Origin of the sequence: Pseudomonas sp. AN-1 (genome assembly GCF_034057115.1) — a bacterium.
Taxonomy (GTDB): Bacteria; Pseudomonadota; Gammaproteobacteria; order Pseudomonadales; family Pseudomonadaceae; genus Geopseudomonas.
The window spans coordinates 2,288,392-2,311,970 of sequence record NZ_CP139195.1; the positions used below are offsets into that span (position 1 = coordinate 2,288,392).

At 68.1% G+C, this 23,579-nt stretch carries 14 protein-coding genes and 2 pseudogenes; 11 read left to right on the plus strand and 5 right to left on the minus strand.

Annotated features, from left to right (window positions below):
• Positions 1-46: 46 nt before the first annotated feature.
• The 4 genes from pheA to mtnA all read right to left on the minus strand — a co-directional run bounded on the left by pheA (position 47) and on the right by mtnA (position 6,370).
• Complete coding sequence (pheA, locus tag SK095_RS10695; RefSeq protein WP_320548847.1) at positions 47-1,144, minus strand: prephenate dehydratase; 1,098 nt, start codon at positions 1,142-1,144, stop codon at positions 47-49.
• Positions 1,144-2,229 (minus strand): 3-phosphoserine/phosphohydroxythreonine transaminase, encoded by a 1,086-nt coding sequence (gene serC / locus SK095_RS10700; RefSeq protein ID WP_201487947.1) that lies wholly within the window; start codon positions 2,227-2,229, stop codon positions 1,144-1,146. The genes pheA and serC overlap by 1 nt, the downstream gene beginning before the upstream one ends.
• 108 nt (positions 2,230-2,337) lie before the next feature.
• Complete coding sequence (gene gyrA, locus SK095_RS10705) at positions 2,338-5,055, minus strand: DNA gyrase subunit A (RefSeq protein ID WP_320548848.1); 2,718 nt, start codon at positions 5,053-5,055, stop codon at positions 2,338-2,340.
• A gap of 238 nt (positions 5,056-5,293) precedes the next feature.
• Positions 5,294-6,370: an S-methyl-5-thioribose-1-phosphate isomerase gene (mtnA, locus tag SK095_RS10710; protein WP_136490586.1), complete on the minus strand. Its 1,077-nt coding sequence runs from the start codon at positions 6,368-6,370 to the stop codon at positions 5,294-5,296.
• 126 nt (positions 6,371-6,496) lie between these two features.
• Here mtnA and SK095_RS10715 point away from each other — a divergent pair, with 126 nt between their 5' ends.
• From SK095_RS10715 to SK095_RS10750, 8 genes are all read left to right on the plus strand, one after another.
• Positions 6,497-7,822: a TRZ/ATZ family hydrolase gene (locus SK095_RS10715; protein ID WP_320548849.1), complete on the plus strand. Its 1,326-nt coding sequence runs from the start codon at positions 6,497-6,499 to the stop codon at positions 7,820-7,822.
• 140 nt (positions 7,823-7,962) lie between these two features.
• The gene (gene ubiG / locus SK095_RS10720) at positions 7,963-8,661 is read left to right on the plus strand and encodes a bifunctional 2-polyprenyl-6-hydroxyphenol methylase/3-demethylubiquinol 3-O-methyltransferase UbiG (protein ID WP_320548850.1); all 699 of its coding nucleotides are present in this window, start codon (positions 7,963-7,965) and stop codon (positions 8,659-8,661) included.
• A 4-nt stretch (positions 8,662-8,665) separates the two neighbouring features.
• On the plus strand, positions 8,666-9,337 hold the full coding sequence (gene mupP, locus SK095_RS10725) for an N-acetylmuramic acid 6-phosphate phosphatase MupP (RefSeq protein WP_320548851.1): 672 nt from the start codon (positions 8,666-8,668) through the stop codon (positions 9,335-9,337).
• A 210-nt stretch (positions 9,338-9,547) separates the two neighbouring features.
• The gene (locus SK095_RS10730) at positions 9,548-10,288 is read left to right on the plus strand and encodes a YciK family oxidoreductase (RefSeq protein ID WP_320548852.1); all 741 of its coding nucleotides are present in this window, start codon (positions 9,548-9,550) and stop codon (positions 10,286-10,288) included.
• Positions 10,289-10,474: 186 nt separating this feature from the next.
• A complete protein-coding gene (locus SK095_RS10735) occupies positions 10,475-13,957 on the plus strand; it encodes a PAS domain-containing hybrid sensor histidine kinase/response regulator (protein ID WP_320548853.1) in 3,483 nt (1,160 codons plus the stop codon).
• Positions 13,958-14,051: 94 nt separating this feature from the next.
• On the plus strand, positions 14,052-15,323 hold the full coding sequence (locus SK095_RS10740) for an MgtC/SapB family protein (RefSeq protein WP_320548854.1): 1,272 nt from the start codon (positions 14,052-14,054) through the stop codon (positions 15,321-15,323).
• Between the two features lie 271 nt (positions 15,324-15,594).
• A complete protein-coding gene (locus tag SK095_RS10745; protein ID WP_136489796.1) occupies positions 15,595-16,248 on the plus strand; it encodes a protein phosphatase CheZ in 654 nt (217 codons plus the stop codon).
• Between the two features lie 324 nt (positions 16,249-16,572).
• Complete coding sequence (locus SK095_RS10750) at positions 16,573-17,373, plus strand: response regulator (protein ID WP_136489795.1); 801 nt, start codon at positions 16,573-16,575, stop codon at positions 17,371-17,373.
• A gap of 771 nt (positions 17,374-18,144) precedes the next feature.
• Here the strand turns inward: SK095_RS10750 and SK095_RS10755 are convergent.
• Positions 18,145-18,333, minus strand: coding sequence for a hypothetical protein (locus SK095_RS10755; protein WP_320546305.1), 189 nt, complete (start codon positions 18,331-18,333; stop codon positions 18,145-18,147).
• 119 nt (positions 18,334-18,452) lie between these two features.
• Here SK095_RS10755 and SK095_RS21755 point away from each other — a divergent pair.
• From SK095_RS21755 to SK095_RS10765, 3 genes and pseudogenes are all read left to right on the plus strand, one after another.
• A pseudogene (locus SK095_RS21755) lies at positions 18,453-19,250 on the plus strand (PAS domain-containing protein); the annotation flags it as partial.
• A gap of 261 nt (positions 19,251-19,511) precedes the next feature.
• Positions 19,512-20,171 (plus strand): annotated as a pseudogene (locus SK095_RS21760) (methyl-accepting chemotaxis protein); the annotation flags it as partial.
• Between the two features lie 211 nt (positions 20,172-20,382).
• Positions 20,383-23,571, plus strand: coding sequence for an MHYT domain-containing protein (locus tag SK095_RS10765; protein WP_320546307.1), 3,189 nt, complete (start codon positions 20,383-20,385; stop codon positions 23,569-23,571).
• The last annotated feature ends 8 nt before the right edge of the window (positions 23,572-23,579 follow it).

Below are 23,579 nucleotides of genomic sequence, written 5' to 3' on the forward strand. Positions count from 1 at the left end.
CGCCGGCCACGGGGCACAGGGCGACCCGGGCCGGCGCAGACGCGTTTTACAGTACCGCCTTGGGATAGGAGCCGAGCACCTTCACGGCCACGGTGTCCTGGCTGATCTTCTCGAGCACGCCCCTGACCAGCGGGTCGTGCTGGTGGCCGACGAAGTCGATGAAGAACACGTAGGTCCACTTGCCGCTGCGCGAGGGGCGGGTCTCGATGCGGGTCAGGTCGATGCCGTTCTGCTGGAACGGCGCCAGCAGGTCGTGCAGCGCCCCCGGCTTGTTGTTGGTGGAGACGATGATCGAGGTCTTGTCGTCGCCGGTCGGCGGCACTTCCTGGTTGCCGATGATCAAAAAGCGCGTGGAGTTGTCCGGGCGGTCCTCGATCTTCTCGTACAGCTTGCTCAGGCCGTACAGCTGGGCGGCCATGTCGCCGGCGATCGCCGCGCTGTTCCACTCGCTCTTCACCCTTTTCGCGGCGTCGGCGTTGCTCGACACCGCGACGCGCTCGACGTTCGGGTAGTGGGCGTCCAGCCACTTGCGGCACTGGGCCAGCGACTGGGCGTGCGAGTAGATGCGCGAGATCTTGTCGGTCTTGGTGTTCTCGCCGACCAGCAGGTGGTGGTGGATGCGCAGCTCCACCTCGCCGCAGATCACCAGGTCGTGTTCGAGGAAGCTGTCGAGGGTGTGGTTGACCGCGCCCTCGGTGGAGTTCTCCACCGGCACCACGCCGAAGTTGACCGCGCCGGCGGCCACTTCGCGGAACACCTCGTCGATCGCCGCCATCGGCTGGCTGATCACCGCATTGCCGAAGTGCTTGAGCGCCGCGGCCTGGGTGAAGGTGCCTTCCGGGCCGAGGTAGGCGACCTTGAGCGGCTGCTCGAGGGCCAGGCAGGACGACATGATCTCGCGGAACAGCCGCGCCACTTCCTCGTTGTGCAGCGGGCCCTTGTTCAGCTCCATGATGTGCTTGAGCACCCAGGCCTCGCGCTCGGGGCGGTAGAACACCGGCTTCTCGCCGGCCGGCAGGGATGCCATCTTCACCCGCGCCACTTCCTCGGCGCAGCGCGCGCGCTCGCTGATCAGCTCGAGGATCTTCTCGTCGAGGCTGTCGATGCGCACGCGCAGGGCTTGCAGCTGTTCCTTCTCGCTCATCAGCCGTGCTCCTTCTCGAACTCGGCCATGTAGGCGACCAGCGCCTGCACCGCGTCGAGGCCGACGGCGTTGTAGATCGAGGCGCGCATGCCGCCCACCGAGCGGTGGCCCTTGAGGTTGAGCAGGCCGCGCGCCTCGGCGCCGGCGAGGAAGGCCTTGTCGAGCTTCTCGTCGGCCAGGCGGAACGGCACGTTCATCCACGAACGGGCGTTCTTGGCGATCGGGTTGGTGTAGAAGTCGCTGGCGTCGATGGCGCCGTACAGCAGCTCCTGCTTGGCGCGGTTGCGGCGCTCCATCTCCTCGACGCCGCCCTGCTCCTTGACCCACTCGAAGATCAGGCCGGACAGGTACCAGGAGAAGGTCGCCGGGGTGTTGTACATCGAGCCGTTGTCGGCGGCGACCTTGTAGTCGAGCATGGTCGGGCAGATCGAGCGGGCGCGACCGAGCAGGTCCTCGCGGATGATCACCACCACCAGGCCGCTGGGGCCGATGTTCTTCTGCGCGCCGGCGTAGATCATGCCGAACTGCGACACGTCGATCGGCCGGGACAGGATGTCCGAGGACATGTCCACCACCAGCGGCACGTCGCCCAGATCCGGCACCCAGTCGAACTGCAGGCCGCCGATGGTCTCGTTGCTGCAGTAGTGCAGGTAGGCGGCGTTCTGGCTCAGCTGCCAGTCGTTCTGCCCGGGGATGGCGAAGTAGTCGTAGGCCTTGGCGCTGGCGGCGACGTTGATGGCGCCGAAGCGGCGCGCTTCCTCGATGGCCTTCTTCGACCAGATGCCGGTCTCGACGTAGTCGGCGACGCCGTCCTCGGGCAGCAGGTTGAGCGGGATCTGGGCGAACTGCTGGCTGGCGCCGCCCTGCAGGAACAGCACCTTGTAGTTCGACGGAATGGCCAGCAGGTCGCGCAGGTCCTGCTCGGCCTTCTCGGCGATGGCGACGTACTCGTCGCTGCGGTGGCTCATCTCCATCACCGACAGGCCCTTGCCGTGCCAGTCGAGGAGTTCGGCCTGGGCGCGCTCGAGCACCGCAGTGGGAAGCGCGGCCGGGCCGGCGCAGAAGTTATAGGCTCGCTTGCTCACGTCTTTCTCTCTCATTCACCGATGACCGCCGCCCGGGGCGACGGTGCGCTGTCAATCTTGTAAGGCCGTTCCGCCGGCGAAGCGGGCTCGCGCCCGCCCCGCCACTGCTCACTCCTCGCTGCCGGCGAGTTCGCCAACCTCGTCGCCGACCAGCTCCTCGCCATTGTCCGACGGCTCCTGCACCCGCTCCAGGCCGACCAGGGTCTCGCCCTCGACCAGCTTGATCAGGGTCACGCCCTGGGTGTTGCGGCCGAGCAGGGATACCTCGTCGACGCGGGTGCGCACCAGGGTTCCCTGGTCGGAGATCAGCATGATCTCCTCGCCTTCCTGCACCTGGATGGCGCCGATCAGCGGGCCGTTGCGCTCGTTGGTGACCATGGCGATCACCCCCTGGCCGCCGCGGCCGCGGCGCGGGAACTTGGACAACGGGGTGCGCTTGCCGTAGCCGCGCTCGGAGGCGGTGAGGATCTGCGCGCCGGACTCGGGGATCAGCATGGAGATCAGCTGCTGGCCGCTGCCCAGCTTCATGCCGCGCACGCCGCGGGCGTTGCGGCCCATGGTGCGCACCACGCTCTCGGCGAAGCGGATCACCTTGCCGGCGCTGGAGAACAGCATGACCTCGCGGGCGCCGTCGGTGATCGCCGCGGCGATCAGGGTGTCGCCCTCGACCAGGTCCAGGGCGATCAGGCCGGCCTTGCGCGGGCGGCTGAACTGCACCAGCGGCACCTTCTTCACGGTACCGAAGGCGGTGGCCATGAAGATGTAGGCGCCGGTCGGCTCGGCGACCAGCTCGGCGGTCTCGCCCTCGGCCTCCTCGGCGGCCTCGGCGGCCTCGACCACTTCGCCCTCGATCAGCGCAGTCTCGTTGTCCAGGTCGTCCTCGCCACCCGACTGCTGCAGGGCCTCCAGGTCGACCTGGAGCATGGCGGTGATGCGCTCGCCCTCGTCCAGCGGCAGCAGGTTGACCAGCGGGCGGCCGCGCGCGGTGCGCGACGCCTCGGGAATCTCGAAGGTGCGCAGCCAGTAGACCTTGCCCTTGCTGGAGAACAGCAGCAGGGTGGCGTGGCTGTTGGCGACCAAGAGGTGCTCGACGTAGTCCTCGTCCTTCACCCCGGTGGCCGACTTGCCCTTGCCGCCGCGGCGCTGCGCCTGGTAGGCGTCCAGCGGCTGGCTCTTGGCGTAGCCGCCGTGGGAGATGGTCACCACGCGCTCTTCCTCGGGGATCAGGTCGGCGATGGTCAGGTCTTCCTGGCTGGCGCGGATCTCGGTGCGGCGGGCGTCGCCGAACTCGGCCTTGACCTTCTCCAGCTCCTCGCGGATCACTTCCATCAGCCGCTCGGGGCTGGTGAGGATGCGGATCAGCTCGCCGATCTGCAGGAGGATCTCCTGGTACTCGGCGAGCAGCTTCTCGTGCTCGAGCCCGGTCAGGCGGTGCAGACGCAGCTCGAGGATGGCCTGGGCCTGCTCGGGCGACAGATGGTACCTGCCGTCGCGCAGGCCGTACTGCGGATCGAGGTCGTCGGGGCGGCAGGCATCGGCACCGGCGCGCTCGACCATCGCCTCCACCGCGCTGGACTCCCAGGCGGTGGCGATCAGGCGCTCCTTGGCCTCGGCCGGGGTCGGCGAGGTCTTGATCAGCTCGATCACCGGGTCGATGTTGGACAGCGCCACCGCCTGGCCTTCGAGGATGTGGCCGCGCTCGCGGGCCTTGCGCAGCTCGAACACGGTGCGGCGGGTCACCACTTCGCGGCGGTGACGGACGAACACCTCGAGCATGTCCTTGAGGTTCAGCGTGCGCGGCTGGCCGTCGACCAGCGCCACCACGTTGATGCCGAACACGCTCTGCATCTGGGTCTGCGCGTAGAGGTTGTTGAGCACCACCTCGCCCACCTCGCCGCGGCGCAGCTCGATGACCACGCGCATGCCGTCCTTGTCGGACTCGTCGCGCAGCTCGCTGATGCCCTCGATCTTCTTTTCCTTGACCAGCTCGGCGATCTTCTCGATCAGCCGCGCCTTGTTCAGCTGATAGGGCAGCTCGGTGATGATGATCTGCTGGCGGCCGCCGCCCTTCTCCATCTCCTCGATCTCGGCGCGGGCACGGATGTAGACGCGCCCGCGGCCGGTGCGGTAGGCCTCGATGATGCCGGCACGGCCGTTGATGATCCCCGCGGTGGGGAAGTCCGGGCCGGGGATGTACTGCATCAGTTCGTCGACGCTCAGCTCGGGGTTGTCGATCAGCGCCAGGCAGCCGTCGATCACCTCGCCGAGGTTGTGCGGCGGGATGTTGGTGGCCATGCCCACGGCGATGCCGCTGGAGCCGTTGACCAGCAGGTTGGGGATCTTGGTCGGCATGACCGCCGGGATCTGTTCGGTGCCGTCGTAGTTGGGCACCCAGTCGACGGTTTCCTTGTCGAGGTCGGCGAGCAGCTCGTGGGCCAGCTTGGCCATGCGCACTTCGGTGTAACGCATGGCCGCGGCGTTGTCGCCGTCCACCGAGCCGAAGTTGCCCTGGCCGTCGACCAGCATGTAGCGCAGCGAGAACGGCTGGGCCATGCGCACGATGGTGTCGTACACCGCGGTGTCGCCGTGCGGGTGGTACTTACCGATGACGTCGCCGACCACACGGGCGGATTTCTTGTACGGCTTGTTCCAGTCGTTGCCCAGCTCGCTCATGGCGAACAGCACGCGCCGGTGCACCGGCTTCAGGCCGTCGCGCGCATCCGGCAGGGCACGTCCGACGATCACGCTCATCGCGTAGTCGAGGTACGACTGTTTCAGCTCGTCTTCGATATTGACCGGGAGGATTTCTTTGGCCAGTTCGCCCATGAGAAGCCGGATTCCTTTGTTCTAAGCAGGGGCCGGCGGGCCAGCCTCCTGCGCAATCTGGACAGCCCTTGCAGGCCGCTTGAAATAACGCGTGAGCTTACCACAGGCGGTGCGGCTGGCGGCACTGCAGAGGCCACCGGCGTGGCGAGCAGCCTTGGCATCCGCGGTGACGCAAACACCCCCTCGAGGACGGGTCTGCCACCCGCCTGCCCGCCAAACCGCCCAGGAATCGCCCCACTCAGTGCAGTCGCTTGCGGCACATCAGCTGGGCCATCTTGGCCGCGTCCGGCCGCTCGACCACGCCCTTCTCGGTGACGATGGCGTCGATCAGGTCGGCGGGGGTGACGTCGAACACCGGGTTGACCGCCTCCACCGCGGCGGCCACGCGCTTGCCGCCGACCTCGAGCAGCTCGCGGCCGTCGCGCTCCTCGATCGGGATGTCGTCGCCGCTTTCCAGGCTCATGTCGATGGTCGAGCTGGGCGCCACCACCATGAAGCGCACGCCGTGGTGCATGGCGTTGACCGCCAGCTGGTAGGTGCCGATCTTGTTGGCCACGTCGCCGTTGGCGGTGATGCGGTCGGCGCCAACGATCACCCAGCTGATGCCTTCGGTCTTCATCAGGTGGGCGGCGGCGGCGTCGGCGTTGAGGCTCACCGGCACGTGCTCGTTGGCCAGCTCCCAGGCGGTCAGGCGCGCGCCCTGCAGCCACGGACGGGTCTCGTCGGCGAACACCCGCTCGACCAGCCCGGCCAGGTGGGCGGCGCGGATCACCCCCAGCGCGGTGCCGAAACCGCCGGTGGCCAGGGCGCCGGTGTTGCAGTGGGTCAAGAGCTTCTGCGGCCGCGCGTCGTGGCGGCGGATCAGCTCGACGCCGAGCTGGGCCATGGTCAGGTTGGCCTCGCGGTCGCTGTCGTGGATGCCGACCGCCTCGGCCTCCAGCGCAGCGAGCACGTCCTCGCAGTCGGCCAGGCGGTTGAGGCGCTCGCGCATGCGGTCCAGCGCCCAGAACAGGTTGACCGCGGTCGGGCGCGACTCGGCCAGCACGCGGAAGTCCTCCTCCAGCGCCGCCTGCCAGTCGCCGCCGGCGGCCAGCCGCGCGCGGGCGCCGAGCACCACCCCGTAGGCGGCGGCGATGCCGATCGCCGGGGCGCCGCGCACCACCATCAGACGGATCGCCTCGGCCACCCCGGCGGCGCTGTCGTAGGCGTGCCAGGTTTCCTCGAACGGCAGCACGCGCTGGTCGAGCAGATGCAGGACGCCGTCCCGCCAGTCGATTGCCGTGACCTTTTCCGCTGCCAGCAGTTGCTCGCGCATGGAGATTCCTCAACCAGTCATGAAAAGCCGCGCAGTATACCCGCCCGGCCGCGCGCCCGCTTCAAGACCGCCGGCACAGCCGCTACACTCGCAGGCCGTTCAACAGACGCACCGGAAGCCCTGCCCATGCCCAGCCCCACCGCCCCCCTGGACCTGCTCCTGCTCCCCGAATGGATAGTCCCGGTGGAGCCGGCCGGCGTGGTGCTGCGCGAGCATGCGCTGGGCATCCGCGACGGGCGCATCGCCCTGCTCGCCCCGCGCCAGCAGGCCCTGGCCGTGCCGGCCCGCGAGCGCCGCGAGCTGCCCGGCATGCTGCTCGCCCCCGGCCTGGTCAACGCCCACGGCCACGCGGCGATGAGCCTGTTCCGCGGCCTGGCCGACGACCTGCCGCTGATGACCTGGCTGCAGGAGCACATCTGGCCGGCCGAGGCGAAATGGGTCAGCGAGGAGTTCGTCCGCGACGGCAGCGAGCTGGCCATCGCCGAGCAGCTGCAGGGCGGCGTCACCGCCTTCTCCGATATGTACTTCTTCCCTGAGGTGGCCAGCGAGGTGGTGCACCGCGCCGGTGTGCGCGCGCAGATCACCATCCCGGTGCTCAACTTCCCGGTGCCCGGCGCCCACGACACCGACGAGGCGCTGCGCCGCGGCCTCGAGCTGTTCGCCGACCTGCGCCACCACCCGCGGATCAAGGTGGCCTTCGGCCCGCACGCGCCCTACACGGTCAGCGACGACCGCCTGGAGCGGGTGCGCGTGCTCGCCGAGCAGCTCGACGCCGGCATCCACATGCACGTCCACGAGACCGCCTTCGAGGTGCAGCAGGCCCTCGAGCTGTCCGGCGAGCGGCCCATGGCCCGCTTGGCGCGCCTCGGCCTGCTCGGCCCGCGCTTCCAGGCCGTGCACATGACCCAGATCGACGACGCCGACCTCGCCCTGCTGGTGCAACACAATGCCAGCGTGATCCACTGCCCGGAGTCCAACCTCAAGCTGGCCAGCGGCTTCTGCCCGGTCGAGCGCCTGTGGCAGGCCGGCGTCAACGTCGCCGTCGGCACCGACGGCGCGGCCAGCAACAACGACCTCGACCTGCTCGGCGAGACGCGCACCGCGGCGCTGCTGGCCAAGGCGGTGGCCGGCTCGGCCACCGCGCTGGACGCCCACCGCGCCCTGCGCATGGCCACCCTCAACGGCGCCCGGGCGCTGGGCATCGACGACGAGTGCGGCTCGCTGCAGGCCGGCAAGAGCGCTGACCTGGTGGCCTTCGACCTCTCCCGCCTGGCCCAGCAGCCGGTCTACGATCCGGTGTCGCAGCTGGTCTACGCCAGCGGCCGCGACTGCGTGCGCCACGTCTGGGTCGGCGGCAAGGCGCTGCTCGAGGACGGCCGCCTGACCCGCCTCGACGAGGACGAGCTGCACGCCAAGGCGCGCGCCTGGGGCCGGCGCATCGCCGGGGCGTGAGGAACAGGGTGCGCCATACGCAGCGCGCCTCCTCTTGTGGTGCGCACGGCGCACCCTACGCAAGGCCACCCGCCCCCAATCCGCCCAAAAACTGGCAAGATAGACGGCTGAGCATCCAGCCTTGCCAACGGAACCACGTCATGAGCAACGTCGACCACGCCGAAATCGCCAAGTTCGAGGCCCTCGCCCATCGCTGGTGGGACCGCGAGAGCGAGTTCAAGCCGCTGCACGAGATCAACCCGCTGCGGGTCAACTGGATCGACGAGCGCGTCGGCCTGGCCGGCAAGCGCGTGCTCGACGTCGGCTGCGGCGGCGGCATCCTCAGCGAGTCGATGGCCCTGCGCGGCGCGACCGTCACCGCCATCGACATGGGCGAGGCGCCGCTGGCCGTGGCGCGCCTGCACCAGCTCGAATCCGGCGTGCAGGTCGACTACCGGCAGAGCACCGCCGAGGCGCTGGCCGCCGAGCTGCCCGGCCAGTTCGACGTGGTCACCTGCCTGGAGATGCTCGAGCACGTGCCCGACCCGGCCTCGGTGATCGCCGCCTGCCAGCGCCTGGTCAAGCCCGGCGGCCAGGTGTTCTTCTCGACCATCAACCGCAACCCCAAGGCCTACCTGCTGGCCATCGTCGGCGCCGAGTACCTGCTCAAGCTGCTGCCGCGCGGCACCCACGACTTCCGCAAGTTCATCCGCCCCTCCGAGCTGGGCGCCTGGTGCCGCGAGACGGGCCTGGCGGTCAAGGACATCGTCGGCCTGACCTACAACCCGCTGTCCAAGACCTACAAGCTGGGCAGCGACGTGGACGTCAACTACATGATCCAGACCCTGCGCGAGGAGTGAGCCGATGCGGTTGCGAGCGGTCCTCTTCGACATGGACGGCACGCTGGTCGACAGCGCGCCGGACTTCATCGCCGTGTGCCAGGCCATGCGCGCCGTGCGCGGCCTGCCCGCCCTGGAACCGCAGCGCATCCGCGACCAGGTGTCCGGCGGCGCGCGGGCCATGGTCTGCACCACCTTCGCGCTGGACCCGGAGCACCCCGAGTTCGACGCCCTGCGCCGCGAGTTCCTCGAGCGCTACCAGGAGCACTGCGCGGTGCTGACCCGTCCGTTCGACGGCATCCCCGAGCTGCTCGCCGACCTCGAGCGCGCGCGCCTGCGCTGGGGCGTGGCGACCAACAAGCCGCTGCACTACGCCGAGCCGATCATGCGCCAGCTGCAGCTGGCCGAGCGCGCCGCGGTGCTGGTCTGCCCCGAGCACGTCAAGCGCAGCAAGCCCGATCCGGAAATGCTCCTGCTGGCCTGCCAGCAGCTCGGCCTCGACCCGCGCGAGGTGCTCTACGTCGGTGACGACCAGCGCGACATCGAGGCCGGCCGCGCCGCCGGCACCCGCACGGTGGCGGTGCGCTACGGCTACATCCATCCCGACGACAACCCCGGGCACTGGGGCGCCGACCTGGTGGTCGACCATCCACGCGAGCTGCGCGCGGCGCTCGACCGGGCACTGTGCGGCTGCTGAACCGCCCGGCGCGCGTTCGACTTCCGGCGCATAGCCGCTGCCGCGGCGCTGCGCGACACTCGAATGCAAACCCAGGGTCGGTTGGCGCAGCGTAACCCACCATTGCCGCGCCAGGCGGCACCTGCCGGTGCCGATGGTGGGTTACGCCGCAAGCGGCTAACCCACCCTGTGCCCGGCCCAGCGCGATTTCGATTCAACGAGGCTCTACCCATGTTCCAATATTCCGCCCGTCCCGACCTGCTCAAGGATCGGGTGATCCTGGTCACCGGCGCCGGCCGCGGCATCGGCGCCGCCGCCGCGCGCAGCTTCGCCGCCCACGGCGCCACCGTGATCCTGCTGGGCAAGACCATCGAGCACCTCGAGGAGGTCTACGACCAGATCGAGCAGGCCGGCGGCCCGCAGCCGGCGATCTTCCCGTTCAACCTGGAAACCGCCCAGCCGCACCAGTACGACGAGCTGGCGGCGACCATCGAGCGCGAGTTCGGCCGTCTCGACGGCCTGCTGCACAACGCCGCGATCCTCGGCCCGCGCACGCCGATCGAGCAGTTCAGCGGCGACAACTTCATGCGCGTCATGCAGGTCAACGTCAACGCCACCTTCATGCTCACCAGCGTGCTGCTGCCGCTGCTCAAGCTGTCCAGCGACGCCTCGGTGGTGTTCACCTCCAGCAGCGTCGGGCGCAAGGGCCGCGCCTACTGGGGCGCCTATGCGGTGTCCAAGTTCGCCGTCGAGGGCATGATGCAGGTACTCGCCGACGAGGTCGACGGCACCAGCGCGGTACGCGCCAACAGCGTCAACCCCGGCGCCACCCGCACCGGCATGCGCGCCCAGGCCTACCCGGGCGAGAACCCGCAGCAGAACCCGGCGCCCGAGGAGATCCTGCCGGTCTACCTGTACCTGATGGGACCGGACAGCGCCGGGGTCAACGGCCAGGCCTTCGACGCCCAGTAGCGCCTCCGGCTGCGGCCGCTACGGCCGCAGCCTTCCCTCTCCGCCATCCCGGCAAGGCGCAGTCCGCCGCAAGCCGCGCGCCAGACGCCTCCCGCCTACCGCGACCTTGGTCGCAAGTGACTGACGGCGCAGCGCTTTGCTGCCACACTCTGGCCATCCTGCACTTTTCCGGAGCCGCCAGTTCCCATGTCGCTGTCCAGCGGGCTGATCGCCGCGGTCGCCCTCCTCTACATGGCCATCCTGTTCGCCATCGCCTTCTACGGCGACCGCCGGCAGACCAACGGGGTGACCCGCCCACGCCTGCGCGCCTGGGTCTACAGCCTGTCGCTGGCGGTGTACTGCACCAGTTGGACCTTCTTCGGCGCGGTCGGCCAGGCCACCGGCCAGCTGTGGTCGTTCGTACCAATCTACCTCGGCCCGCTGCTGCTGCTGCTGTTCATGCCGCAGATGCTGGCCAAGATGATCCTGATCAGCAAGCAGGAGAACATCACCTCGATCGCCGACTTCATCGCCGCGCGCTACGGCAAGTCGCGCTCGCTGGCGATCATCGTCGCCCTGATCTGCCTGGTCGGCGTGCTGCCCTACATCGCCCTGCAGCTCAAGGGCATCGTCCTCGGCGTCAACCTGCTCACCGGCGCAGCGCCCAACGCCAACGGCATCGGCGCCCAGGACACCGCGCTGATCGTCTCGCTGGTGCTGGCCCTGTTCACCATCCTGTTCGGCACGCGCAACCTCGACGCCACCGAGCACCACCGCGGCATGGTGATGGCGGTGGCCTTCGAGTCGCTGGTCAAGCTGCTGGCCTTCCTCGCCGTCGGCGTGTTCGTCACCTGGGGCCTGTTCGGCGGCGTCGGCGACCTGCTCGAGCGGGCGCAGGCGGCTCCCGAGCTGGAGGAGTACTGGCGACGCCCGGTGGACTGGACCGCCATGGTGGTACAGACCGGGGTGGCGATGATGGCGATCATCTGCCTGCCGCGGCAGTTCCACGTCACCGTGGTGGAGAACATCGAGCCGCGCGACCTCAACCTGGCGCGCTGGGTATTTCCCCTGTACCTGGTGCTGGCGGCGCTGTTCGTGGTGCCGATCGCCCTCGCCGGGCAGATACTGCTGCCGGCCGGGGTCGAGCCCGACTCCTTCGTCATCAGCTTGCCGCTGGCCGAGCAGCATCCGAGCCTCGCGCTGCTGGCCTTCATCGGCGGCGCCTCGGCGGCCACCGGCATGGTCATTGTCGCCTCGGTGGCGCTGTCGACCATGATCTCCAACGACATGCTGCTGCCCTGGCTGCTGCGCCGGCACAGCGCCGAGCGGCCGTTCGAGGAGTTCCGCCACTGGCTGCTGTCGGTGCGGCGCATCGCGATCATCGTCCTGCTGCTGCTGGCCTACGTGATCTACCGGCTGATCGGCCCCAACATCAGCCTGGCCAGCATCGGCCAGATCGCCTTCGCCGCCGTCACCCAGCTCGGCCCGGCGATGTTCGGCGCGCTGTACTGGAAGCAGGCCAACAGCCGCGGCGTGTTCGCCGGCCTGGCGGTCGGCGCGCTGCTGTGGTGCTACACCCTGCTGCTGCCGCTGGTGGCCGACGGCATGGGCTGGTCGCTGGACATGTTCCCCGGCCAGCGCTGGCTGGCCGGCAATCCGCTGGGCCTGCCGATGGATGCGGTGACCCAGGGCACCCTGCTGTCGCTGCTCAGCAACTTCCTGGTGTTCGTGCTGGTCTCGCTGTTCTCGCGCACCCGCGTCTCCGAACACTGGCAGGCCAGCCGCTTCGTCGGCCAGGAGGCCTCGGTACGGCCGATCCCGCGCCTGCTGCTGGCGGTGCAGGTCCAGGACCTGCTGATGCTGGCGGCGCGCTTCGTCGGCGAGGAGCGCGCGCGGCAGAGCTTCATCCGCTTCGCCTACCGCCAGGGCAAGGGCTTCAGCCCCAACCAGACCGCCAGCGGCGAATGGATCGCCCACACCGAGCGCCTGCTCGCCGGCGTGCTCGGCGCCTCCTCGGCGCGCGCGGTGGTCAAGGCGGCCATCGAAGGCCGCGAGATGCAGGTCGAGGACGTGGTGCGCATCGTCGACGAGGCCTCCGAGGTCCTGCAGTTCAACCGCGCCCTGCTGCAGGGCGCGATCGAGAACATCTCCCAGGGCATCAGCGTGGTCGACCAGTCGCTGCGTCTGGTGGCCTGGAACCGTCGCTACCTGGAACTGTTCGAGTACCCCGAGGGGCTGATCAGCATCGGCCGGCCGATCGCCGACATCATCCGCTACAACGCCGAGCGCGGCCTGTGCGGCAAGGGCGACCCGGACATCCACGTCGCCAAGCGCCTGTACTGGATGCGCCAGGGCACCGCACACACCTCCGAGCGCACCTTCCCCAACGGCCGGGTGATCGAACTGGTCGGCAACCCGATGCCCGGCGGCGGCTTCGTCATGTCGTTCACCGACATCACCGCCCACCGCCAGGCCGAGGACGCGCTCAAGGAGGCCAACGAGAGCCTCGAGCAGCGCGTCGCCGAGCGCACCCAGGAGCTGTCCGCGCTCAACGAGCAGCTGTCCGAGGCCAAGGCCCGCGCCGAGGTCGCCAACCAGTCGAAGACCCGTTTCCTCGCCGCGGTCAGCCACGACCTGATGCAGCCGCTCAACGCCGCGCGGCTGTTCTCCGCCGCGCTGTCCCACCAGGAAGCGCTGCCCGGCGAGGTGCGCGAACTGGTGCAGCACCTCGACTCCTCGCTGCGCTCGGCCGAGGACCTGATCGCCGACCTGCTGGACATCTCGCGCCTGGAGAGCGGCCGCTTCACTCCCGAGCGCAGCGCCTTCGCCCTCGACACCCTGTACGACGCCCTCGGCGTGGAGTTCCGCGCCCTGGCCCAGGAACAGGGCATCGACCTGCGCATCCGCGCCAGCAAGCAGCGCATCGACAGCGATCCGAAGCTGCTGCGCCGGGTACTGCAGAACTTCCTGACCAACGCCTTCCGCTACGCCAAGGGCAAGGTGCTGCTCGGCGTGCGCCGCGACGGCCGCCACCTGCGTCTGGAGGTGTGGGACCACGGCCCCGGCATCCCGGCCGACAAGCTCAAGGTGATCTTCGAGGAGTTCAAGCGCCTCGACAGCCACCAGACCCGCGCCGAGAAGGGCCTGGGCCTGGGCCTGGCGATCGCCGACGGCTTCTGCCAGGTGCTCGAGCACCGCATCGAGGTGCGCTCCTGGGTCGGCAAGGGCAGCGTGTTCAGCGTGCGCGTGCCGCTGGCCCGCGGCCGCGCCGTGCCGCAGGCGCGGCAGGCGGCACCGGCCAGCGCGCCGCAGCCGATGAACGGCGCCCAGGTGTGGTGCATCGACAACGAGGACAGCATCCTCACCGGCATGCGCAGCCTGCTGACCCGCTGGGGCTGCCAGGTGCAGACCGCGCGCTCGCGCGCCGAGTGCGAGCAGCTGCTCGGCCAGGACGGCCCGCCGGAGCTGGTGCTGGTCGACTACCACCTCGACGACGGCGAGACCGGCCAGGCGCTGATGGGCTGGCTGCGCGCCCACCTGGGCCAGCCGGTGCCCGGCGTGGTGATCAGCGCCGACGGCCGCCCCGAGCTGATCGCCGAGGTGCACGCCGCCGGCCTCGACTACCTGAGCAAGCCGGTCAAGCCGGCCGCCCTGCGCGCCCTGCTCAGCCGCCATCTCAAGCTGCACTGAGCCGCCCGCCGTGCCGCGCGCGGGTGCGGCGCGGCGGGATTTGCCGCGGGACGGCTTGCTAGACTGACCAGCCCCACCCGCCAAAGGATTGCCCATGACGCCCGAGTTCGACGTCCTGCTCGACCTGGCCAGCGCGCTGGCCATCGGCCTGCTGATCGGCACCGAGCGCGGCTGGAGCGCCCGCGCCAGCGACGACGACCGGCTGGCCGCCGGGGTGCGCACCTACGGCCTGGTCGGCCTGCTCGGCGGCCTCGCCGCCCTGCTCGCCGGCCATCTCGGCGTGCTGGTCTGGGTCGGCATGCTGCTGGCCCTGGCCCTGCTCAGCACCACCGCCTACGTGATCGGCCTGCGCCACGACCCCGACCAGGGCCAGACCAGCGAGATCGCCCTGCTGCTGACCTTCCTGCTCGGCAGCCTGGCGCTGGCCGACGAGCGCCTGCTGGCCGCCGGCTGCGCGGTGGTGGTGGCCCTGCTGCTGCGCCTCAAGGAACCGATGCATGCGGCGCTCCGGCGGCTGTCCGCCGAGGAGCTGTCCGGCGCGCTGAAGCTGCTGTTCATCTCGCTGGTGCTGCTGCCGGTGCTGCCCGACCGCGGCTACGGCCCCTGGCAGGTGTTCAACCCCTACGTCACCTGGTGGATGGTGGTGCTGATCGCCGGCCTGGGCTTTGCCGCCTACGTGGCCGTCCGCCTGATCGGCACCCGCCATGGCCTGCTGCTGACCGCCCTGCTCGGCAGCGTGGTGTCCTCCACCGCCATGACCCTCACCCTCGCCCGCCTGCATGGCCAGCGCGAGCTGCACGCCCTGCTGGCCTGCGGCCTGCTGGGCACCTCGGCGCTGGTGTTCCCGCGCGTGCTGCTCGAGGTGGCGGTGATCAACCCGCCGCTGGTGCAGGGGCTGCTGTGGCCGCTGGCCGCCGCGGCGCTGGTCTACGCCCTCGGCGCCCTGTACTGGTGGCAGCGGGCCAAGGCGACGGAACTCGGCGCCCAGGCCGAGCCGCCGCTGAAGAACCCCTTCGAGTTCGGCCCGGCCGTGCGCTTCGCCCTGCTGCTGGCGCTGATCCTGCTGCTGGTGGAAATCGCCCGCCGCGAACTGGGCGACGTCGGCGTGTACCTGGTCGCCGTGCTGTCCGGGCTCACCGACGCCGACGCCATCACCCTGTCGCTGTCGCGCAGCGCCCTGGGCGAGCTGGACCCGCAGGTGGCGGTGCGCGGCATCGCCCTGGCCGTGGTCAGCAACAGCCTGATCAAGGGCGTGCTGATCGCCATGTTCGGCGGCAGGCGCCTGGCGCTATTCACCCTGCCGGTGATGGCAGGCGGTCTGGGACTAGGGCTGGCGCTGGTATTCGCCGGCGCGACTCTGAGCTGAGCGGCGCACCCGACACCTTTGCCACACGGCCTTTCCGTCTTTGCCGCACGGCTGATTGCGCCGTCACAGCGCCCCCTGCGCGGGAAAACTTGGCAGACTGGCGATACAACCGCCCGGCCCCACCCCACTGGGCTGCGGCGGCTCCACATCAAGCAGCTACTGGCCGCCGCGTAACATCCAGCAGATGGCATCGGGTGCCTACATCCGCCCCGCACACTAGGCGTCAGACACCGCAAGCACAGGCCCCGGCCAGGCCCGCAGGAGAATCCGCATGATCGACCACCCCCCAGCGGCTTCCATCACCCCGCAGGAACTGATCCAGCGCATCGTCCAGATGGCACGCCTGCTGCACGTCAGCCTGCAAGAACTGGGACTGAACAAGGCCATCGAGCAGGCCGCGCAGGCCATCCCCGATGCTCGCGAGCGCCTGGACTACGTCGCTGCGATGACCGAACAGGCCGCCGAGCGTGTGCTCAATGCCCTGGAACGGGCCCAGCCGCGCCAGACCATGCTGATCGAGGGCGCCCGCGATCTGGAGGCACGCTGGCAGTCCTGGCTCGCCGCGCCGCAGCAGAGCGACGAAGCGCGCCGCCTAGTGGAGGAAACCCGCCGCTACATCGGAGCGGTGCCTGACCATACCCGGGCGACGCAGAGCGAGCTGCAGGAAATACTCATGACCCAAGACTTCCAGGATCTCACCGGCCAGACCCTCAAGAAGATGATCGAGGTGACCCGCGAGATCGAACAACAACTGCTCAAGGTGCTGATCGACAGCGCTCCGGCCACCGCCGAACAGCGTACGCTACAGCGTCTGGCCGGCAGCGAACGGGCCGACCGCAAAGGCCCGCAGATCAAACCGACCGACGGCGAAGCAGTGACCGACCAGGCCCAGGTCGACGCTCTGCTCGCCCAGCTCGGCCTCTGAACAGCGGCAGGCGCTCACACATATATCCCCTAAATAGGAACGCAGGATCGACGAGCACCTGCTCGCCATCGACCGCAGCCCCCGCGCAGCACGACCTCGACAAGGTGGTACGCCTGCTCCTGCGCGCCCCACCGACGAAGCTGGCAAGCTGATCGCCCACCAGGATGCTTGGACCAGAAGGGCACCGACGCGGCAAATCCTGCTCAAGTCATGACAACGCCAACCCTCTGTAGCATTATGTGCGCCAGACACAAAAACGTGATATGCATCACGTTTTTTTGACGCCACCAAGTGGTAGCACGCAGGGAGGCAGGCACAGAACCAATGACAACGAGCAACCGCCTTTTCGGCAACAACAACCTGCAAGACCGTCACATTCTGATTGTGGAAGACGCCGACGTTGACCGCATGCTGCTGGAAGCCTATCTGCGCCAGAAAGGCGCCCTCGTCCACCTGGCCACCAATGGCCTGGAAGGCATCCGCAAGGCCCTTCTGATCCGCCCGGACATGATCTTGATGGACGTACACATGCCGGTCTGCGACGGCCTGAGCGCCTGCCGGCAACTGCAGGCCGACGCCCGCACCAGCAACATTCCGGTGATTTTCCTGTCCGGCGCGGTGATGCCCGACGAACGCCTGGAAGGCCTGCTGGCCGGCGCCGTGGACTACGTCACCAAGCCGTACAACTTCGAAGAAGTACGTATCCGCCTGAGCATGCACCTGCGCGCGCAGAGCCGCGGCGCAGACGCCGGCGAGCCGGCGCCGAGCGTTTCCAACCTCGACAGCATCTTGTTCCAGTCGGCCCGCCAGCACCTGCTGCGTAACCTGGCCGAGACACCCAACCTCGAATGTCTGGCGCGCATCCTGCGCACCAACCCCAAACGCCTCAACGAGGCATTCAAGCAGTGCGTCGGGGCCACCGTGTTCAGCTACCTGCGCGAGGAGCGCATGCGCCAGGCCCGCACACTGCTCAGCGATACGGTGCTGGAAGTGCAGGCCATCGCTCTGGAGCTGGGCTTTACCAGTGGCGCCAACTTCGCCACCGCTTTCAAGGAACGCTTCGGCGTCACCCCGCGGGAGTTCCGCCAGAGGCAGGGCGAGGAGCACACAGTCGGCGGCGAGTAACAGGAATCCCATCCCAGACTTTACCTTTACCTTTACCTTTACCTTTACCTTTACCGCAAACGAGTGACTGCCTGTCGCTCACGAGCACTCAAGACCAAGCAAAGATAGACACCATTAATCCCGCCTTGAAAAGCTAAATACACCCTGAACGACATTGCCGATAAGCATCGACAGACGGGAGTCACCGTAAATCCTTACGAGTAGTGGCTGCTTTCGGTCGAAGGCAAGCGTAACTTCTGCAGGCACCCCTCGGTTCGCCAATTTCTGCAAGGCTGGCGAGGCGAGCACCGAACTGATCCAGGACAGGCGACAAGGGCGCGGCCTCGCGGTGGTCATCGGCGAAGTATGCAAGCTGGCCCGTCATAGTGCCGACGTGGCATGCGAGATCAAGCGCTGGTCGGTGGATCGGGGCGGCGCGACGCTGGCCAGCCGCGTCGGCAAAACCGGTCGGCGCAGCTCGCCAGCAACCGGCACAGGCCCCACGAGGCAAGGGGAGGCCTTCTGAACTGGATGCCCCACCCAGGCCTCCCGAATAGACTGCAGAGACCTGGGTTGCCGGAGGACACGCATCCGGACCGCGCCTTTGCTTCTCGGCTCTTTCGATTTTGCTGGCCGGCACACTCGCCGGCACGCAATTGACGATAAATCATCCCAACCGTAACCTTTAAACAAGCCAGAAACAATAATGTCACACAAAATAAGCGGCCATTAGAGCCTTCACCAAATAATAATTATCATCTAATCCGCCGTAAAGGCGCCAGAAATACAACGTCAAAACCTCGCATCGCGAGGCAAGCGTTGGCTTTTTATTTTCACGGTATTGGCGTACTTGCGAAAGGTAAGACTAAAAACCTTATAACAATCAAGGGTAATGAAAGCCTGCGCATAGTCTGATGCACCGTCATCTTCGCCAGCCTCTAGGCGTTCGCCAGCATGTTTCTGCCTGATGCGCAGAGGCATGCATACATCCATTGGTCTCGGGTAGATATATATCTGCCGGAAATCCCCGCTCAAAGCGCCTGAATTAGCATTCGGCTCGCGCAGGGGATTCCCATGTCTGAAAAATGAGGAAATAACCAATGCTGTTCGGAACCATTGGCTCCCATGAATACTTGCTCAACAGTGACGACTTCCTGATTTCGCGTACCGACCTGTCCGGAAGGATCACCTACGCCAATCCGGCGTTCATCGCGGTGAGCGGCTTCTCTTGGGATGAGCTCAATGGCGCAGACCACAACATAGTCCGCCATCCGGACATGCCGAAGGCCGCCTTCGCCAACCTTTGGGAAACCCTCAAGGCTGGGCGGGAATGGAACGGACTGGTCATGAACCGGCGCAAGAACGGCGACTACTACTGGGTCGAGGCCCACGTCACCCCCTACTTCGAAGGCAACACCCTGGTCGGCTACGCCTCGGTGCGCATCAAGGCCGACGCCCAGGCCGTGGCGCAGGCCCGTGAGGTCTATGGCGACATCGCTGCCGGCAGGCGCAGCGCCTTCTACCTGAGGGATGGCGTGTTGTGCCGCAAGGGCGTGCTCGGGCAGCTCGCCCGGCTCAACCCCTCGTCCATGCAGTTCCGCCTGCCGGCCATGTCGGTCACCGCCATCCTCTGCACCGGCGCCGGCTTCGCGGTTGGCGCGCAGGCCGCGGCGGTCCCCGTCTGGGAGGCGCTGGACGGTTCCTCGCTGGCCGTGCTCGGCGGCCTGTCCGCCGTGCTCGCCTACATCGGCTATCGCACGCTGCGCTCGATCAAGGCCCCGATCGCCGCGGCTATGAAGTTCAACTCGCAGATCGCCGCCGGTAACCTGAGCGTGCAGATCCCCAACTTCGGCCGCACGGAAATCGGCCAACTGGCAGCCATGATGGACACCATGCGCAAGAGTCTGTCGAGCATTGCCCTCGATGTGAACCGCAGCATCCACAGCGTATCGTCCGCCACCCACAACATCGCCACGGGCAACGACGCCCTCGCCGCACGCACCGAGGACCAGGCCGCCGCGCTGCAGCAGACGGCCAGCAGCATGGAAGAGATCACCACCACGGTCGATCAGAACGCCAGCAATGCCCAGCATGCCAACCAGTTGTCCGAGCACGCCTCCAGCCTGGTCAAGGACAGCGGCGAGGTGATGCACAAGGTTGTGCGCAAGATGTCGGCGATCTCCGAGGCCGCACAGAAAATGGGCGAGATCATCGAGTTGATCGACTCGATTGCCTTCCAGACCAACATCCTCGCGCTGAACGCCTCTATCGAGGCGGCCCGCGCCGGCGAGCATGGGCGCGGCTTTGCCGTGGTGGCCACCGAGGTGCGTCTGCTGGCCGGCCGCTCGGCAGAAGCGGCAAGGGACATCCGCCAGCTCATCGACCACTCGACCAGCGAAATCGGCGAAGGCGTCGCCCTGGTCAAGGCGGCGGAGTCGTCAATCGACGAGGTCATCGCGTCGGTCGTCAAGGTCAGCGACATCATGGGCGAAATATCTTCCGCGTCCTCGGAGCAGAGCGCCGGTATCGCCCAGGTGAGCCAGGCCATCGTTCAGCTCGACGGCGTGACGCAGAAGAACGCCGGCATGGTCAACCACGCCCAGCAGGTCTCGGGCAGCCTGCAGGCGCAGGTGCGCGAGCTGGTTCAGGCGATCTCGATCTTCAAGGTCGACAGCCGCCAGCTGCTTGAGCCCGATCTGCAGCACATGCGGGCGGCATTCGACGAGGTGCTCCCGCCACGGGGGCCGGTGAACGCGCTCGCCCCGCGGCTGCGCAACGGCAAAGCCGCCACGGCGGAGGAAAGCTGGGAGGCATTCTGAGCCCGGCCCGACAGTCGGCGGAGCCCCCGAGGGGCGTTGACGCCCATCAAGATGGGCCACCGCCCAGCGGCAGTTAATGAAGGGGACGGGGACTGCGGCAGCCACGCGGCACCTGTTCCCTCCCCCGCAGGCCCCCGCAGCGTGCCGAGGGGCGACTCCCCACGCTTTTCCCGCGCGGCTTCTTTCACCTTACCGGCAATGTTCCCCAGCCATGCTCGACCTGTTTTTCCTGCTCGACCCCGTCGTCCCCAGCCTGTACCTGTACGGCACCTTCGATCTCTGGCTGGTCGCCCTGTCGATCCTGCTCTCGGTCGGCGCCGCGACCATGGGCCTGCAGGTGGCCGGGATCGCCCGCACCAGCAACACGGCGCTGCAACGCCAGGTGGCGCTGCTCTCTGGCGCCCTGGCGCTGGGCGGCGGCATCTGGGCGATGCATTTTCTCGGCATGCTGGCCTTCCGCCTGTGCAGCCCGGTCAGCTACGACCCGCTGACCACCCTGCTGTCGGTGCTGCCCAGCCTGGCGGCCTCGTGGGTCGCCCTGTCGCTGCTCACCCGCCCGCACCTGCGGGGGCGCCAGTTGGTGCTCGGCGGCGTGCTGGTCGGCGCCGGCATCGGCACCATGCACTACAGCGGGATGGCCGCCATGCGGATGGCACCGCTGCTGCGCTACGACCCGTGGTGGTTCGCCCTGTCGATCCTGCTCGCCGCCGGTCTGGCCATGCTGGCGCTGTGGGTCCGTTTCGGCCTGGAGCACAACGCCCGCCTGCGCCCGCTGCACAGACTGCTGCTCGGTGGCCTGGTGATGGGCTCGGCCATCGCCGCCATGCATTACGCCGGCATGGCGGCAGCACGCTTCATTGGCACCGCAAGCTCGGACAATCCGCTGCCGGCGCTGCAGAGCGGGCTGATCGCCAATGCCGTGCTGTTCGGCACCCTGCTGCTGATCGTTGCCGTACTGCTCAGCAATACCTTCCTACACTACCGGGAGCGGATGCGCTGGACCCTGCGCAGCCAGGAGCGCTTCATCCAGTCGCTGATCGGCAACCTCCCCGGCATCGTCTTCCGCTCCCGGCTGGACGACGCCTGGAGCCTGCTGTTTCTCAGCGACGGTATCGAGCAGCTCACCGGCTGGAGCAGTCGCGAACTGCTCGACAGCGGCGGCCTGCGTCCACTGATCCCCGCCGAAGACCTGCCGCGCCTGGCCGAGGCCCGCCACCGGGCCGTTGCCGAGGGCGGCAGCTATTCGGCCGAATACCGCCTGCGCTGCAAGGACGGACGCCTGCTGCGGGTCTGGTCGCTCGGCCACATCGTCACCGAAACCCAGCGCTCGCTCGAGGGCGAGGGCGAGGTAGTGCTGCTCGACGGCATGATCTTCGACATCAGCGAACGCCATGCCCTGGAACAGGAACTGCGGCGCGCCCGTGACCATGCCGAACAGGCCTCGAAGGCGCGCAGCCTGTTCCTCGCCAACATGAGCCATGAAATCCGCACGCCGATGAACGGGGTGATCGGCATGCTCGACCTGGCGCTGGAAACCCCGCTCAACCCCGAGCAGCGCGAATACTTGCAGATCGCCCAGCGCTCCGGCGAGACGCTGCTGGCGCTGCTCAACGACATCCTTGACGTGTCCAAGGTCGACGCCGGGCATCTGGAGCTGGAAAGCGTCGCCTTCGACCTCAGTGAAATCGTCGAGCACACTGCCAAGCTGCTGGCCGCCCGCGCCCACCAGAAGCAGCTCGAACTGATCATCGAGATCGAGCCCAGCCTACCGCGGCAGGTGCTTGGCGATCCGCTGCGCCTGCGCCAGGTGCTGCTCAACCTGCTCAGCAACGCGATCAAGTTCACCGAGCGAGGCGAAGTCGCACTCTGCGTCGGTCGCTCACCCCGCACGCCGGGGGCGCTGTGCTTCGCCGTGCGCGACACAGGTATCGGCATCGCCCCGGAGGTGCAACCGCTGATCTTCGACTCCTTCCGCCAGGCCGACGAATCAACTACCCGCAAGTACGGCGGCACCGGTCTGGGCCTGTCGCTCAGCCGCCGCCTGGTCGAGCTGATGGGTGGCGAAATCCATCTGGAGTCGACGCCCGGCCAGGGCAGTCGCTTCTTCTTCGAGCTGCAGCTGCCATTGCAGGACAGCCCCTGCGGCGAACGCAGCGCCAGCGAACGTGCCGCCGAACAACTTGCCGGTCGCGGCCTGCTGATCGTCGACGACGTGCTGGCCAACCGGCTGATCGTCGAGCGTCATGCCATCGCCTGGGGCATGCAGCCGCACGGTTTCTGCAACCCGCTCGATGCGCTGGCCTGGGTGCAGGACCCGCAACACGCAGCCAGCGTGCAGCTGGCGGTACTCGACCGCATGATGCCCGAACTGGACGGTCTGGAGCTGGCGCACCGGCTGCGCGAGCAGCACCCACGCCTGCGTCTGGTGATGCTCTCCTCGGCCAGCGATCAACTGGAGATCGAGGCCCGCGAACACCAGGTGCTCGACCAGTGCCTGAGCAAACCGGCTGGCCCCGATGCGCTGGCCTATGCCCTGATCAGTGCGCTGCACAGCCCGCGCGCCACTGGCGCGGCGGCCGCCGACGTTGAGCCCTGCCTTAGCGGCTGCCGTGTGCTGCTGGTCGAGGACCACCCGGTCAACCGCATGCTCGCCCAGCGCCTGCTCGACAAGCATGGCGCGCTGATCGACGAGGCGGAGGACGGCGCCCAGGCAGTCGCCCGCATCGAGTCCGGCGAACGCTTCGACATCATTCTCATGGACTGCCAGATGCCGGTGATGGACGGCCCCACCGCCACCCGTGAGATCCGCCGCCTGGAACACAAGCGCGGCCAACCACGCACACCGATCCTCGCCCTCACCGCCCATGCCAACACCCCGGAAGTCGCCGAATGCCGACACGCGGGCATGGACGACATCCTCAGCAAGCCCTACAACGTGCGACAGCTGCTCGACTGCATGCTTGCCCTGCTCGCTCCCCCGCCGTCTGCACTGACGGCTCCCGCCGCCTTGCCGCCACTGCCGACGTTACTCGACGACGCCATGCTCGACACCCTGCACGAGGCGCTGGGCACCGACCTGCACACGGTCGTGAGCTTCTTCTGCACCAATCTCCCGGGACATATCGCACGTTTGCAAAGCGCTCTCGCCAAGAGCGACCACGACGAGGTTCGCAAGGAGGCTCACCGGCTCAAGGGCAGTGCCGGCAACCTCGGTGCTCTGGCGCTGGCAGCGCTGGCGTGCGACATCGAGCAGTACGCCGCGACCAGGCAGGCGGTCCCGGCAGACAGCGCCGAACGCTTGGCGCAACTGGCCGAAGCCAGCGTGCGCAGACTTCAGCAACGCTATCCCGACCCGGAGCACGGCGCCGCGCCCCCCCCCCAGCAACAGAACGCCCACTGACGATCCGG

Excerpts from the sequence above, each read along its gene's own strand:
- SK095_RS10755 (WP_320546305.1), bottom strand. The coding sequence starts at position 18,333 with ATGCCTCTGCGCATCAGGCAGAAACATGCTGGCGAACGCCTAGAGGCT.
- SK095_RS10765 (WP_320546307.1), top strand. The coding sequence starts at position 20,383 with ATGCTCGACCTGTTTTTCCTGCTCGACCCCGTCGTCCCCAGCCTGTAC.
- SK095_RS10740 (WP_320548854.1), top strand. The coding sequence starts at position 14,052 with ATGACGCCCGAGTTCGACGTCCTGCTCGACCTGGCCAGCGCGCTGGCC.
- SK095_RS10730 (WP_320548852.1), top strand. The coding sequence starts at position 9,548 with ATGTTCCAATATTCCGCCCGTCCCGACCTGCTCAAGGATCGGGTGATC.
- gyrA (WP_320548848.1), bottom strand. The coding sequence starts at position 5,055 with ATGGGCGAACTGGCCAAAGAAATCCTCCCGGTCAATATCGAAGACGAG.
- ubiG (WP_320548850.1), top strand. The coding sequence starts at position 7,963 with ATGAGCAACGTCGACCACGCCGAAATCGCCAAGTTCGAGGCCCTCGCC.
- SK095_RS10750 (WP_136489795.1), top strand. The coding sequence starts at position 16,573 with ATGACAACGAGCAACCGCCTTTTCGGCAACAACAACCTGCAAGACCGT.
- SK095_RS10715 (WP_320548849.1), top strand. The coding sequence starts at position 6,497 with ATGCCCAGCCCCACCGCCCCCCTGGACCTGCTCCTGCTCCCCGAATGG.
- mupP (WP_320548851.1), top strand. The coding sequence starts at position 8,666 with ATGCGGTTGCGAGCGGTCCTCTTCGACATGGACGGCACGCTGGTCGAC.
- SK095_RS10745 (WP_136489796.1), top strand. The coding sequence starts at position 15,595 with ATGATCGACCACCCCCCAGCGGCTTCCATCACCCCGCAGGAACTGATC.
- pheA (WP_320548847.1), bottom strand. The coding sequence starts at position 1,144 with ATGAGCGAGAAGGAACAGCTGCAAGCCCTGCGCGTGCGCATCGACAGC.
- SK095_RS10735 (WP_320548853.1), top strand. The coding sequence starts at position 10,475 with ATGTCGCTGTCCAGCGGGCTGATCGCCGCGGTCGCCCTCCTCTACATG.
- mtnA (WP_136490586.1), bottom strand. The coding sequence starts at position 6,370 with ATGCGCGAGCAACTGCTGGCAGCGGAAAAGGTCACGGCAATCGACTGG.